Raw genomic sequence first — 14,478 nt, 5'->3', positions numbered from 1 at the left:
CGGCGTCGACGGCGTCGACCGGGCGACGGACGCGCTGCGGGCCATCCGCGCGCAGTTCCAGCGGCTCGCGAAGGTCCTGTCCGGCATCGTCGCCGCGATCGTCGGCGCCGCAGGGCTGCTCTCGTTCTTCTCCGTGACCGTCCCGCACCTCGCGGTCCTCACCGCCGGCGCGCTGCTCGTCGTCGTCGCGGCCGCCGTCCTCATCGCCGTGGACTTCACCGACGGGCGCCCAGGTCCGGGGTTCGTGACCGGCGCACGCACGGTCGTCCTGCGGGCCTGGGGGCCGGTGTGACCCTGCCCGACACCGACCAGCTGCACACCGTCCGCCGCCGCGCCGAGACCGCCCGGCTCGACCGGACTGTGGCGCTCCTCGACGCGCCCCTGCTACGGGAGGCGCTCGCCCCGGGGACCGAGCGTGACCTGCGGGCCCTGCTGCACGACGTCCGCGCCGACCTGCTCGCACGCGACGACGAGGAGTGGACGCGGCTCGCCGGCGCGCAGACCCGTGCCGAGTCCGTGCACGCCGAGCTGTTCAGCCTGCTCGCGACCAGTCTCGTGCGGACGCACGGGTTCGACGGCGGGCTCCTCGACGCCGCCGACCGGCTCACGTCGTGGCTCCAGTCCGCGTCGCGCGTCCGGACGCCCGTCACGCTGGCGCTCGCCCCCGGCACCGAGTCGATGAACCACGTCGCGTGGCTGCTGCGGCTGCGGTTCCCGCCCGCGTCCGTGTGGGACCTGCCCGTCCTCGCGCACGAGCTCGGGCACCACGTCGTCGACACCCTGGAGAGCGCGAGCGAGCTGCGCCGTGGCGACCGTCCGCTCGCGCAGGCCGTCGCCGAGACCGCGGCCGTCGGGGTGCCGGCCGGCGACGGCAGCGGCTGGGCGCACGAGTACGCCGCCGACGTGTTCGCGACCTACGCGCTCGGCGCGACCTACCCGCTCGCGTGCGTGACGCTGCGCATCGACCCCGGACGGACGGCTGCCGAGAGCGACTCGCACCCGCCGTGGGACCGGCGCGTCGAGGTCATGGCCGCGACGCTCGAGGCGATCAGCGCCGCCACCGGGCGTCCCGGCCCGGCGCTCACCGCGCGCGAGGTCGTCCGCCCGCTCCTGCTGCTCCTGCCCGGCGCGGAGCCCGTGCCCCGCGCCACCGCGCTCGTGCTGGCCGACCTCGCGACCGGGCTCGTCGCCCAGCTCGACCGGCACACCGTCCACCTGCGGCACGACGACGCGACCCGCGCCGCAGCGCTCGCCCTCCGGCTCGGCGCGCGGCACGACGACGGGACCGACACGACCGACGCGACCGACGCGACCGACGACGACCCCGGCACGCCCGCGCCGCCCGTCCCGACCGTCCTGGACGCCGCGTGGCGCTGGCGCCGCGCCCACTGGGACGCCGGCGACGCCGACCTCCGCCGCGTCGAGGCGACCGTCCTGCGGTGGTGCGCCACCGCCCCGGCCCGAGAGGAGCCGTGACCATGCCGACGCCCGCGCAGGACCTGCTGGCGCTGCGGATCTCGACGCTGCGCAGCGACGTCGAGAAGGTCCGCCACGCCGTCGAGCTCGCGGAGCGCCGCAACGCGCAGATGGCCGCGATCTCGGACGTCGTCGAGTCGAGCTCGAAGGCCGCGTACGAGGGCCTCGCGGAGCTCAACGACGTCATCAACCAGCTCCGGGGGTTCGTCCGCCTCAACCCCCTCGTCGAGGACGCGCTCAGCGAGAGCCTCGTCGGCGTCGCCGCCGACGGGACCGAGGTGCAGCTGCTCGACCTCGTCAACGGGATGTCGGCGCAGGTCGAGGGCATCCGGTCCCAGGTCGACGCCCCCCGCCGGCCGCTCGTGCGCGTCGTGCGCGCCCAGGTCGACCTCAAGGACCGCACCGGCCAGCTCGAGCGCAGCCTCGACACCCGCTGCCGGGTCCTCACGACGGCCCTCGACGACCTCGCCGCACGGACCGCGGCCGGCGCGCCGCGCGAGCTGTGGAGCGCGTTCGACACGCTCCTGCACGAGCAGGCGCGGCCCTTGTTCGTCGAGTACGTCGACTTCCTCGGCGGGCTGACGGTCCGCGAGACCGGCCTCGACGGGCGGATCTGCGAGATGAGCGAGTTCCTGCTCGGGGGGCTCGCGTCGACGCGTTTCGTCTCGATCCCCGCGTCGCAGTCGGCGCTGAGCAGCGCGATGGACAGCGTCATCAAGATGGGGTTCCCCGAGTGGTCCGTGTGGGGTCTGCCGCTCGCCGCGCACGAGGTCGGCGTCGCCCTGTGGGACGACCCGATGATCACGGACCTGCGGGCCGCGATCCGCGAGCAGGTCCCAGCCGAGTGCGACGACGCGGAGCTGGCAGAGCTGTTCGGCGACGCGTTCGCCGCCTGGACGATGGGGCCCGCCTACGGCTGCGCGGCGCTGCTGCTGCGGCTGCAGCCGCACGGCGCGGACGTGCGCGCGCACGCCCGGCCGCGCGACGTGGACCGTGCCCGGCTGGTCCTCGGGGTCCTGCGCTCGCTCACGCCGCCCGCGTCCGACGACGGGCTGTCGGCGGCCGTCGAGACGCTCGCGAGCCTGTGGGAGCGCACGACCCGGACGCTCGCGCCCGTGACGACCGCCGGAGGCGGTGACGGCGGCGGTGTCGGCGGCGGTGAGGAGCCCGGCGGGGCCGGTGCGGGCGCCGCGCACGAGGACGACGGGCTCGACGCCCGGGTCGCCGCCGCGGTCCAGGCCCTGCACGACGCCGACGTCACGTCCGCGCCCCTGACGCCCGAGCAGTGGCAGGCCGTCGAGACGCTCGCGAGCCTCCGGGAGCGCGCGACCCGCGCGCTCGCACCCGCACCCCTCGCCGGTGGCGGGACCGGCGGAGCCGCGCCTGCCGAGGCCGGCGTCCCGGGCGGGGCCGGTGCGGCGCCCGGCGACGACTGGGTCGACGCCCTGGTGACCGCCGCGGTCCAGGCCCTGCGCGACGTCCGCCTCACCTACCCGCCCCTGACGGTCGAGCAGTGGCAGGCCGTCGAGGAGCGGCGAGGCGACCTGGCCCGCGCCCCCGGCGACGGACCCGAGCCCGTCGTGCCCGCCCGGCCCGAGACCCTGCTGGAGCTGCTCAACGCCGCGTGGGTCGCACGCCTGGAGGGCGACGCCGGACCGGACGTCCTCGCCGCCGCGGTGACCCGGTTGTGGCAGCACCGCTCGACCGGCACGTCGGGGCTCGGGACGTCGGGCACCGGGTCGTCGCTGCCGCACCGCATCGGCGCCGGACGGCAGTGATGACCGACCGCCGGATGCCGGGCACCCCGCCGATCCTGCCGTCGCTGCCGTCCCGCCCGCCCGAGGTCGGCGGTCCCGAGCGGTGGGACGGCGAGTTCGACCCGGAGCTGTGGCCGGTGCTCGCGGACGGCCGCATCGCGCTGCAGGGCGGTCGGCTCGACGAGGCGGAGCGAGCAGCCCGGGTCGCGCTGCGCCGGCTGCGACCGCGCCCAGGTGCTCGCTCCCGCCCGCCGGCCTCCGCCGTGGGCAGCGGGTCGGTGGACGGCGACGGGCGAGCCTCCGCACGGACGGGGCGACGTGCCGACGACCGCGGCATCGAGGTCCTCGCGGCGCGCGGCTCCGCGCACGCGCTGCTCGGCCTGGTGCACCGCGAGCGCGGCGAGACGTCCGACGCCGAGCGGGAGTTCCGGCAGGCCGTCGACGCGTTCGAGGCCGGCGGCACGGAGATCGGGCGCGGGGTCGTGAGCTTCGCGCACGGTGTCGTCCTGCTGTACTCAGGCCGGGCGGAGGACGCGTGCAAGGTCCTGCGGCGCGCGTTCGACCAGGGCGAGGACACCCCCGACCAGCGTCGCTACTACGCGATCGCGCTGCGCGACGCCGGGCACCCGCGCGACGCGTACGACCACCTGCTGCGGTCCGCGCCGCGCGCCCCGCACGACTGGCGGGCGTGGGACGTCCTCGTCGAGCTGGGCGACACCCTGGGTGACGTGCCGAGCGTCGACCGGGTCGACGCCCGCCTGCGCGGCGCGCACGCGTACGCCCGCGCGGGCCGGTACGACGAGGCGCTGCGGCTGGTCAGCAGCGCCCACGACCTCGACCCGACTCCGGACCTCCTCGACGAGCTCGCCCGTGCGCAGGCCCGCGCCGGCCTGCCCGACGACGCCCTCGCGTCGCTCGACGCCCTCGCCGCGTCCGAGCCGCTGTCGCCGGACGCCCGGATGCTGCGCGCCGAGGTGCTGGAGCAGACGGGACGGTCCGACGAGGCGGTGGCGGAGGCGCTCGCCGTGGGGGCGGTCGGGCCGGAGGGCACCGACCTGCTGGAGCGCCGCGCGGCCCTGCTCCTCTCCGCGGAGCGGTGGGACGACGTCCTCGTGTGCGCCGACACCCTCGACGAGACCCGCCCGGACGCAGCGGTCCGGTACCGCATCCGCGCGCTCGTCGGCCTGGGGCGGGAGCACGAGGCGGAGGAGGCGGCCCGGGACGCGCTCGCGACCGAGCTCGACGCCCCCGACCTGCATGCGCTGCTCGGCTGGACCGTCGGGCTGCAGGGCGAGGTCGAGGAGGCCCTGCAGGAGCTCGAGAAGGCGCTCGCGCTCGACCCCCACGACCACTGGGCGCGGGTGCTCCGCGCGCAGGCGCTGTGGTCGCTGGACCACCAGGAGGTCGCCCTCTACGACCTGGGGCGGCTCGTGCAGGAGCGCCCCGACGACACGTTCGTGCGGTACGTGCTCGGCGACCTGCTGCGTCAGCGCGGCGACCTCGACGCGGCCGAGCAGCACCTGCGCGCCGCGCTCGACCTCGACCCGACGAGCGGGCCGCTGTGGGAGAGCCTCGCGTCGCTGCTGCAGGACCGGGGCGAGCGCGAGGCGTCGCTCGACGCGTGGCGGCACGCCGTGACGCTCGCGCCGACGTCGGTCTCGGCTCTCGTCGGCGCGGCCGAGCTGGCGATCGACACGGTGTCCCCGGACCGGCCGGACGAGGCGGACGACCTGCTGGCCCGGGCGCTCGCCGTCGCGCCGGAGAGTCCCGTCGTGCACGCCCTGCTGGGCGAGCTGGCCCGGCGCCGCGAGCAGTGGGAGGTCGCCCTCGGGCACCTCGACCGGGCGGTCGAGCTCGCTCCCGAGTACGCGTGGGCGCTGGGCACGCGCGGGCAGGTGTACGCCGCGGTGCCCGGACGTCTGCCGGACGCGGTCCGCGACCTGGTGGAGGCGGACCGGCTCGAGCGGGACCAGCCGTGGGTGCTGGCCGCGCTGGCCGACGCGTACGTCGACGCGGAGGACCTGGGGCGCGCCGACGAGGTCCTCGGCCGCCTGACGGTCCTGCAGCCGCACGTCGCCGCGTGGTGGCTCGTGCGCGCCCGCGTGCTGCTCGCGCTCGGCCGACCCGACCGCGCCGAGCCGGTCCTCCGCGAGGCCCTCGACGCGGTCCAGGACCCGGCGGAGGTGCGCAACGAGCTCGCCGACCTGCTCGTCACCGACGACCGGCCGGAGGCCGCCGTGGAGGTCGTCGAGGGCACTCCCCCCGACGAGGCCGACGACCGCCTGCGGCTGACGGGTGCGAAGGCCCTGGCGAACCTCGGCGAGTCGACCCGCGCCCGCGACGCGCTCCTGGCGCTCGTCGGCAGCGAGGAGGTCGGTGTCGACGCGGCCGCGGTCCTCGGCGAGGTGTGCCGGATCGCCGGGTGGTACGGCGAGGCCGAGCACTGGCTGGGAGTCGCGTTCGACGGCGTCGGCGACGAGGCGAGCGCCTGGCTCCGCGGCTCGCGCGGCGCGCTCCGGCGGGCGACGGGCGACCTCGCGGGGGCGGAGGTGGACTTCCGCGCGGCCCTCGCGCAGCAGGCCGACAACGCGTTCGCGCTCGCCCAGCTCGCCGACCTGCTCGTGGTCGGTGGCCGGGTCGACGAGGGGCTCGCGCTCGTCGCCGACGTCGCGGAGCCGTCGGTCGACCTGCGCGCGATGCACGGCTTCCTGCTGCGGCAGGTCGGGCGGCTCGACGAGGCCCTCGACGTCCTGCACGACGCCCTGTGGGCGAGCCCCGACTCCGCGATGGTCCTGCGGATCCTCGGCGGTGCGCTGGTCGCGGCCCGCCGCTCCGACGAGGCCGTCGAGCACCTGAACCGGGCGGTCGAGGTGTCGCGCGACGCGCCCGCACCCGAGCGTGTGGACGTCGCCGTCGACCTGGTCGACGCCCTCATCGAGCTCGGCCGGCTCGACGAGGCGTGGGAGACCTCGCTCGGCGTCGTCCGCACCCTGCCCGACGAGCCGCAGGGCTGGGTCGCGCTGTCCGTCACCGCGTCCCAGACCGCGTCGTGGGAGACCTCCCGCGTCGCCGCCGAGCGCGCCACCCGCACCCCCACGCAGCGCTCGACCGCGTACCGGGAGCTCGGCCGCGCGTGGCTGTCGTCCGGAGGCGTCGACGGCGCCGAGCACGCCCTCGAGGCGTACGCGACGGCCCTGCGCCTCGACGCCGGCGACCTGTGGACGCGACGCGGCCGCGCGGACGCCCTGTTCGCCGTCGGCCGCGTGGACGACGCCCGCGCGCAGTACGAGGACGTCCTCGCGCAGATCCGCTCCGGCCCGGTCCCCGACTGGCGCCTGTGCCACCTCGACGGGTGGTGCCAGCTTCGCACCGGGCGCCTGTCGGCCGCCGTCCGCTCGCTGCAGACCGTGACCCTCGAGGCACCCTTCCCGGCGTCGGCGTTCCTCGACCTGGCCCTGACGACGCTCGTCGGCGACACCGCCGCCCAGGCCGTGCGGTACGCGCAGCGCGGGCTCGACGAGCTCGACCGCGAGCCGCCCCGGATGCGGCGCGGCACCCTGCGGACCGCCCTGCAGGACGTCGAGTCGACTCGCCCGCTTCTGCCGACGGGCACCGCCCGGGCCGTCGACGACTACCGCGAGCGGCTCCTGACGGCGCTCCGCGCGGTCGACGACACCGACCTGCGCCTCCCCGACGACCCGGCCTTCATGACGCTCCTGCGGGGCCCCGCCTGACGGCGCATGCCTGCGTGGCGCGGTCCCGTCCGGCCTCGCAAGATCTTTCCGCCATCGGCAAGATCCTTCCGACGCCCTCCATCGGCGGGATCCTTCCGAGACACGACGAAGGCCCCGCACCGGCGATGACGCTGGCACGGGGCCTTCGGGTCTGAGCCGCCTTGGGGAATCGAACCCCAGACCTTCTCATTACGAGCGAATCGCAGGGGGGACGTCGGCTGCGTTCGACCAGTTCATCGGGTGCATGGAGTGCGTCGGGGCGGCCGCGGATTCACGCGCGGGGTGCGCCGGGGTGCGCGCTCGAGCCGATCGTGCCATCGGGATGGGCGACGCCCTTTGCAGCTCGCCAGTTCTGGCCGGCTGGACGGGTGGGGTGCGCGCAGCGAGCTTGCGAGCGGAGCGCGGGGCCCCGCCCGGGAGGCCCGGCCCGCGCGGCAGAGCCGCACGCTTGAGTCAGTAAAGAAAGTCCTCACGAGGTAGCCCGCACGCTCCCCCGCCCACATGGCCTGTGTGCGCGCGCTCAAGTTGAGGCCAGGCCGCACCGAGATAGGGCAAGGTAAGGCGTAGCGACGCCAGCTGTCAGGGACTTGCGGTGACCGAGAGCCCAGTTGCATACCCAACAGCGACCGTCGTCGAACGAAGAAGCGACGACCTGGGCGAGGTGACGGAGGCGGCGTGCTACCGACGGCAAATCTACTCTTCCAGAACTTTCGCCTCAGGTGCCTCACCGATGGCGGCGCCCGGGAGATGTTCCAACAGTTCATAACCGACCTTGTTCGACTCGAATTCACCTTCGCCGACACAGTTGCAGGTCCGGGGGGGCGCGATTGGGGCATCGATACATTCGTCGGCGATCTCGACGGCGCCGTAGCCGTATGGCAGTCGAAGTTCTTTATGAATGGAGTTGGCAGTTCCCAGCAGAGCGAAATACGGGGATCGTTCGCGCAGATCCTGAAGAAGGCCGAAGAGCACAAGATCCGGCTGGACGCGTGGACGTTGTGCCTGCCACTCGACATGACCCCCGAGGAGCGGCATTGGTTTGATGGATGGAAGGGACGGCAATCAAGGGCTCACGGCGTGGCAATCGACCTTTGGAGCGGCTCGGTCATCCGGGGCAAACTGCTGCGTCCCGACGCGCAGGACATCCAACGCAGCTACTTTCCAGCCACTGCGGACGGAACGCTTAGTTTTGAGCCTCTCGCTGAAGCGCCGGACATATCCAGGTTCGACGACGCACTGTTCGTTCGTCAACTTCGCGAAGCAGGGAAAGTCGAGACGGACGCCGCGCGTGGTCTATTTTTTGCTGCCGATGCACTGGTCCGCGACATAACTGCTCGAGAGAACGTAGACGCAAGTAGCGCGATCGCGGAACTACATCTCCAGGTCCACGAGTTGTGGGAGCGTCATTACAACGACGCCGTACCGCACGCAACGGCGAGTGGCCAAATGGCTGGCCTCGTTGAACGCGTAGTGGAAGCCGCCGGTAACGCGCCAGATCCCGAGGGCCTCAGGCTCCGCCCCGCACATCGAAGAGGTATCGCGCACCGGTTGGTCGAGGATTCGCGTGCTGGATGGGTAACACACTGGCGCGATGTCGCCGCTGAGCACGGAAAGAGCCAGGAGACGCTCAGAGCCGATGCGACGGTGGAGACGAAATGAAGGGGCGGCGCGAGAGGGAGCGGCCGACTGATCGAAACGCGTACTTGGACACGCGCCCCTGGCAGGCGGACGATAGCGAGGTGTTTCGGCTTGCACAGCTCGTCCTGCTCCTGTCGGTGGCGTCGGAACTCAACAAGCCACTCAAGACGGTGGATAGGTTGGGATACTACGACTTCTTCGCCGCAAACCCATTCGTGGTGATCGGACGCGGCCCGACGGTACGCGATCGAAGCGACTGGGTCGCAGTGAAACTGGCAGGGTTCACGGAACGACAACTCTCCTATGCCTCGACCGGTCAAAGATGGGTCTCGCGTCGTCGCCGCCTGCAGCGTGACCTAGCTCGACTTGTGGCGCTAGGCCTCGTGACCTTCGAAACTGGTGCGATCGACCTCACACGACCCGGCATCGAACTGTCGAAGCAACTGCTGACCGTCTATGCGGATGGCTATCGAACGTCCGCGCGGATCGTTATGCGCCGACTCAACCCGCTCTCGGACGCAAAGCTAACCAAGAGTGTGCAGCAGTGGCTTGGCGAGTCCTGGCTCGATGTCGATCTTCTCGACGACGTAACGCCGGATTCCGTGATGGTTAAGGACGGTAGTGGCGAATGACCCAAGTTGATCCGACGGTAAGAGGAGTACGGCTCCGCGAACTCCGTTTGGCTGGGGTGCCGGGGAAGGGCCCTTACCGTGTGTCGTTCACGGACGAGCACGACGCTTGGATGCCTCTTTCGGTCATTGCTGGACCAACACAAACCGGCAAGACAAGTATCGCGGACTTCATCATGTACCTGCTTGGTGATGACGAACAGCCCGAGCACGCTGAGATCGTGGGCGCCGTTCGGACCGCACTGCTTGAGATCGAGCTAGGCGGAGAGCTAACGACGATCGAGCGCGCCGCCGCAGGGAGAGCGTCATCCTTCGCCTCAACCTGGCGCGCGCCGATCGATGAAATAGCGCAGGCCGACGAAATCAGAGTGACAACCGAGCCGACGAGCGATCCTGAAGGGCTTTCGCAGTTCGTGTTGAGGGGCTTCGGACTCGATGGAGTGAGTCTTCCACTCGCCCCGACGCAGGAGCAATCAGACGCCCATCGCCTCAGCATCCGCGACGTGTTTCGAGTCATGTTCCTGCCTAATCGCAGGCTGGACAATATGGACCTCGCGTTTGAGAAATCTCACTATATGCTCGCCCAGAAGTTCCGCCAGCTGATTGACGTCATATTTGGCGTACACGATCCGGAGGGGGCTCAACTACTAGCCGATATAAAGGCGGCAAGCGAGGCGGTCAACGCAGCAAGGCGAGCCGAGAATGCCCTCGAAGCAGTCGCCTTAGAGGATTACCCCACAGGACCGCTCGGGCTTAATGCGGAACGCGAGAGCGCTGAGGCAGTGATACTGAGGACCACTGAGCTCATCGCGAGCCTCGACGCAAATCGTAGATCCAACGACGGCGCCCTCGCGGAACTCCGTGCAGAACTGCAATCTGCTCAGAAGGACGCCTCTCGAGCTTCAGTGCGAGTTCGTGATCGACAAAGCCTCCTCGACCGGCTAACTGCGCTCCGAGCGCAGTACGCCGACGACAAGAAGAAGTTGACTTTTCTCCAGGAAGCAGAGCGACTCTTCGACCCTCTTAGCGTCGTCACATGCCCCGCGTGCATGCGCCGGCTCGAAACGGTGCTATCGGTCGATGACGGGAAGTGCGGGCTGTGCCACGCCGAGATCGGTGCCCCCGGATCTATCGGCGACGTCACGGCTGTGGAATCGAGTCAGGCGCTTCTCGAAGCCGAACTACGCGCGGTGAGCCGCCGCCTGACGGATCTTACGGAGTACTGGGAACGCCTCGACAGGGATCGCGCACGCTTGGAGGAGGAACAACGCCGAGCCGCGGCGCTGGCCGAGGAGCTGGCCGTGTCGATAGATCACGTCGCCGAGACTCCGGCGCCATGGCTCGCGGAGCGCGATGCCTTGACGGGGAAACTAGGACAAGCGCGGCTTGACTTGCAGTTCGCAAAGTCCGGGCTCCGATCCTGGCAGCGGGTCACAGATGCCGGCGAACGTCGCGCGCGACTCGAAGTTACGCTGCAGCGGCTTCGCAATGAACGAAACGAAGGTCGCAAGCGGCCCGACCGCTCAGCGGTGATTCGTCGACTATCCGACAGGTTTCGCGAAATTCTCAGTGATTTTGGATACCCGAAACTCAGCGATGCGTGGATCGACGACGCCCTAATTCCATACGTGCGCGGGATGCATTATACGCGAGCCAGTAGCGGTGGGCTCGTGTTGATTAGCCTTGCGTATCACCTGGCCATATGGGAACTTGCCTTCGAGAGCGACGCGGCCGCACCTGGCCTGCTTGTTATTGATAGCCCTCAGAAGAACCTTGGCCACTCCGCGGATAGGAATGACCCCGAGTTCGCGGATACCCAGCTCGTCGAGAATTTCTATCGCCACGTTCTGCGATGGTTGGAAGGCGACGGTGCTGGCGCGCAGCTCGTAGTCATCGACAACACGCCCCCGGAATTTGTTGGACAGCATGTGATTGTCCACTACACCCGGAATCCCGAGATTCCGCCATACGGTCTGATCACCGATGCGACGGAGTAGACGCGATCTGTCGCCCGCGCGCGGCGCACACGCGGATCGGCTGCGCACCCCGGCGGGGCCGACCTCGTAGGGGTGCACCGTTGGTGGGTTACCAGCGCCGCCCGTGGGCGCCGGCTGTCGACATCGAGGAGGCTGCGGATGAGGGCGGGGATGCTGTGCTTGGCGCGACTGTCTGCGCACAGATGGCTCCATAACCTCCCGTTGCCTCGTGTCGCCTCAGCCATCGGGGGTCACCGATCATGCAGGCGGGGGCCTCTTCCCGGGGCGCTGGAGTACGGCCGGCGACGGCGACGACCGGGTGCGCCAGTGCTGGACCACCGAGGCACGGAAGGCGCCGACGCTACGAGGTCCCTCCTTCGCGACCGCCGGCTGCGGTAACACCCGAACTTTGAGACGTCGAGCCGCGCGAGCGCGTCCATCGAGCGCTCTTCGTCCTCACCCATCCGAACGCCTGCCAGCAGTAGACACCGAGCGACAGCACGGTTCCCGCCGCCAAGGCCGCGAGCGCACCACCGGCGAGCGGTCCCGCCGCCCACGCTCGAGCTGCCTCGAACTCGCCGAGCAAGAGGAATACACCTATCAGCGTGAACCACCCGACAGCAACGGCCAGGGCGCCAAGGGTAAGGAGCGCATCACTAGCCGACGTCCTTTGCGCGCGCAGGTCGCGCAATTCGGAGAGCCGCGCCGCAATGTGCGCGGCGTGGGGCTCCCGAAGGTCGGTGTCGGTCAACGCCGCCAGCAACTCGACGTCCTTGCTGATCGAATCCCGAAGTCGATCGTCTCGTCGGCTTCCGGGGAATCTCGCCACGAGAGCAACTCCGACCGCGCTGACCAGACCCACTACCGCCACCCAGAAGTCCACAACTCGCACATCGGCGTCTGTCTGGCCAACCATGAGCCTGTTGCGAACAGGTCGCTGATTCGCGCCACGCCTCCATGTCGAGGCTCTGAGCACTCGCCGCACAACCGGAGGAAGACCAGGAACCAGGCGGAAGTCCCGTGTTGCACGGGGGCGATCGAAGACGACGGGTAGCTCCTCGCTGATGGGATTGACACATCGAGGAGACGAAGACCGCTGGAAGGGGACCGTGCGCTCACTTCGCGACCGGCGTGAGATCGGGAACGCAGGCGGCCTTCCCGGGCCGGGGGTTTGTACGTGCCCCCGGCCTGGGGGCTGGCTACGCGTCTCGGCCGCCCTAATTCGCGACGGCGTCCTGCTCCTTGGCGTCGACGCGGCCGTCATGCGGGGTGGTCGGTCTGGCGACCAGCACCTCGACATCGGAGAGCGGATAGCCCCAGCGCGCGACGGCGGCGAAGTAGTCGCGCACATGGCAGGGGCGTCGCGCCAGGTGCCGACGTCCGTGCGAGCCTCGGTCGCGGCCAGGGTGACCACCAGCGCGATCATCTGAGCGCAGGCCGGGCTGGCTTTGGCGATCGCGTCGCTGAACGCATCGTCGGTCCCGTAGTAGCCGGTCGGCGCATCGGGCAGTCCGAGCCAGGTGCGGGCTAGTGCGTGCCGGTCCTCGCGTCCGGCGCGGTCGAGGTCGCCGATCGCGCCGGTGTTGGCGAGGTATGAGGCGGCGTCTCTCGGGGCGGTCCTCCGCTGGGCGAATGTGGCGAGCCAGGTGCGGCGGACGGTCTCGGCGGACCGCCATGCCTTGTTGTTCTCGATGACGCGGCGTCGCTCGGCTTTCTTGGCCTCGGCGTCCTCGGCCTGCTCGGCGGGCGAGGGTCCGGCGGCGGGAGCGGGGGCGTCGCGGTGGCCGTACTGAGCGGGGTCCGTGCACCCGTAGGCGGCGATGTACGGGCTGCCGTCCCAGCCGACGCGGACCCTTGCGGAGTGGCCGGGGCAGGTGGCATGGGACTCGTCGGTCAGGACGTTCCCCTCGGTGTCAGTGAGGTTCAGCACCCGCACGAGCGGGTGCTGTGAGCAGTGAGGTCCGCGACGAACGCGGCGAGTTCGACGGCACGGGCGCGCTCGTCGCGGGCACGCTGGGCGAGGTGCTCGAACCGGCCGGGCTCCTTCACGGCGGCGACGGTCAGAACCTTGACCGTCTCGGGGTCGTCGTCGAACTCCGCGATCACGGCGGCCTGGTCGAGGGTGAGGTCGTATCTCGCGGCTGCCGCTGAGGCGAGCGCCGAGCCGCCGACAGCGAGCGCGGTGGTGACCCTGGACTTCTTCGCCTTGGTGCGCTTGGCGATCTGCGCGGCGGACAGCCCGAGCAGGGACAACTGCTGGAACGCGGCCGCGTCGTCCGCGACCGACAGGGCGCGACGGTGGTGGTTCTCCGACCACTGCTCGACGACGCGCTGCACCTGGTCCTCGTCGCCGTCCAGGACGAGCACCGGGATGGTGTCACGTCCCGCCTCGATCGCGGCCAGGGTGCGCCGCTGCCCGGCTCGCACCCGCAGCCCGTCGGCGGTGCGGTGCACCAGGACCGGAGTCAGCACGCCCAGGTCACGCACGGAAGCGATGAACTCGGGGTCCAGGTCGACCGACGTCCGGACGTTGGCCTCGATAAGCAGCGTGCGCGGGTCGACCTGCTCGACGGTGGAGGCTGCGTCGACGTGCCGGGTCTCCGCGATCACGGTCACATCGCCGGTGTCGCTAAACGCGGCGATGGTGGTGCCGTCGCTGGTGTTCTGGGTGTCGCTCATGGTGAGCCGCCTTGTCTGCCGGAGTCGGGTGCTCTGCCGACGAAGGGCCGGAGCTCCCGGCGAGTCCCGCTCGCGAACCGCGTCCTCCCGATCGTGCGGGACTTCGCTGCCGGCAAGGGCGCTGCTGATCTCCTGCTGACGACCTCGCAGGGCGCTCAGCTCCACCGGTCGGCCGTCCTCAGAGCGGTCCACTGGACGACGACCGGCGGCGGGCGGCGGCTGCACGACCTCCGCCACACGGCCGCGTGCCTGTGGTTGTCGCGCGGCGTCGACCCCGGGACGGTCCAGGCGTGGTGCGGGCACGAGTCGATCGCGACGACGAACCGGTACCTGCACTTCCTCGGAACAGGGGCCGATCAGGCTGGTCTGAGCCGGCTCAACGAGGTCGGGGGTGCGCGGGGGGTGCGCGACGAACCGGCCTCACCCGACTGAGAGACAAGAAACCCGCGCCGGTCCAGGCTGAAAGACCTGGTCAGACGCGGGTTCCTGATGGAGCCGCCTTGGGGAATCGAACCCCAGACCTTCTCATTACGAGTGAGACGCTCTGCCGACTGAGCTAAGGCGGCGTCGTCGTCATCCGGGGGCGGAC

Annotated in this window: 11 protein-coding genes and 1 tRNA gene; 8 read left to right on the top strand and 4 right to left on the bottom strand. The window is 71.0% G+C overall.

Annotated elements, in window-relative coordinates; translation table 11 throughout:
- From CBZ_RS20680 to CBZ_RS02430, 7 genes are all read left to right on the top strand, one after another.
- On the top strand, positions 1-292 hold a 292-nt coding region (locus CBZ_RS20680; protein ID WP_165446611.1), incomplete at its 5' end, for a hypothetical protein.
- Complete coding sequence (locus tag CBZ_RS02455; protein ID WP_130780018.1) at positions 289-1,476, top strand: hypothetical protein; 1,188 nt, start codon at positions 289-291, stop codon at positions 1,474-1,476. The genes CBZ_RS20680 and CBZ_RS02455, both read left to right, overlap by 4 nt.
- Positions 1,477-1,478: 2 nt before the next feature.
- On the top strand, positions 1,479-3,254 hold the full coding sequence (locus CBZ_RS02450) for a hypothetical protein (RefSeq protein ID WP_130780017.1): 1,776 nt from the start codon (positions 1,479-1,481) through the stop codon (positions 3,252-3,254).
- Positions 3,254-6,967: a tetratricopeptide repeat protein gene (locus CBZ_RS02445; RefSeq protein WP_130780016.1), complete on the top strand. Its 3,714-nt coding sequence runs from the start codon at positions 3,254-3,256 to the stop codon at positions 6,965-6,967. Before CBZ_RS02450 ends, CBZ_RS02445 begins: the two co-directional genes overlap by 1 nt.
- A gap of 675 nt (positions 6,968-7,642) precedes the next feature.
- Positions 7,643-8,626 (top strand): hypothetical protein, encoded by a 984-nt coding sequence (locus tag CBZ_RS02440; protein ID WP_130780015.1) that lies wholly within the window; start codon positions 7,643-7,645, stop codon positions 8,624-8,626.
- A gap of 80 nt (positions 8,627-8,706) precedes the next feature.
- Entirely contained in the window at positions 8,707-9,237 is a 531-nt protein-coding gene (locus tag CBZ_RS02435) for a hypothetical protein (RefSeq protein WP_130780014.1), read from the top strand.
- A gap of 80 nt (positions 9,238-9,317) precedes the next feature.
- Positions 9,318-11,231, top strand: coding sequence for an ATP-binding protein (locus CBZ_RS02430; protein ID WP_130780013.1), 1,914 nt, complete (start codon positions 9,318-9,320; stop codon positions 11,229-11,231).
- Between the two features lie 340 nt (positions 11,232-11,571).
- On the opposite strand, the gene CBZ_RS02425 is transcribed toward CBZ_RS02430, so the two are convergent.
- The 3 genes from CBZ_RS02425 to CBZ_RS21645 form a co-directional block, all read right to left on the bottom strand.
- Entirely contained in the window at positions 11,572-12,093 is a 522-nt protein-coding gene (locus CBZ_RS02425; RefSeq protein WP_130780012.1) for a hypothetical protein, read from the bottom strand.
- A gap of 334 nt (positions 12,094-12,427) precedes the next feature.
- Positions 12,428-12,559, bottom strand: a complete 132-nt coding sequence (locus CBZ_RS21950) for a hypothetical protein (RefSeq protein WP_281274837.1) — start codon at positions 12,557-12,559, stop codon at positions 12,428-12,430.
- A 574-nt stretch (positions 12,560-13,133) separates the two neighbouring features.
- Positions 13,134-13,889 (bottom strand): ParB/RepB/Spo0J family partition protein, encoded by a 756-nt coding sequence (locus tag CBZ_RS21645; protein WP_246012975.1) that lies wholly within the window; start codon positions 13,887-13,889, stop codon positions 13,134-13,136.
- On the opposite strand from CBZ_RS21645, the gene CBZ_RS22065 reads away from it, so the two are divergent.
- Positions 13,800-14,321, top strand: a complete 522-nt coding sequence (locus tag CBZ_RS22065; RefSeq protein WP_307720741.1) for a tyrosine-type recombinase/integrase — start codon at positions 13,800-13,802, stop codon at positions 14,319-14,321. The genes CBZ_RS21645 and CBZ_RS22065 overlap by 90 nt on opposite strands.
- Positions 14,322-14,379: 58 nt before the next feature.
- Here CBZ_RS22065 and CBZ_RS02410 read toward each other — a convergent pair.
- Positions 14,380-14,455 (bottom strand) — tRNA-Thr (locus CBZ_RS02410).
- Positions 14,456-14,478: the final 23 nt, after the last annotated feature.

This window comes from Cellulomonas biazotea (assembly GCF_004306155.1).
Classification (GTDB): Bacteria; Actinomycetota; Actinomycetes; order Actinomycetales; family Cellulomonadaceae; genus Cellulomonas; species Cellulomonas biazotea.
This window is presented reverse-complemented; position numbering and strand designations above follow the sequence as displayed.

Coding starts and splice junctions, on each gene's coding strand:
- CBZ_RS02445 (WP_130780016.1), top strand. CDS start 3,254: ATGACCGACCGCCGGATGCCGGGCACCCCGCCGATCCTGCCGTCGCTG.
- CBZ_RS02450 (WP_130780017.1), top strand. CDS start 1,479: ATGCCGACGCCCGCGCAGGACCTGCTGGCGCTGCGGATCTCGACGCTG.
- CBZ_RS21645 (WP_246012975.1), bottom strand. CDS start 13,889: ATGAGCGACACCCAGAACACCAGCGACGGCACCACCATCGCCGCGTTT.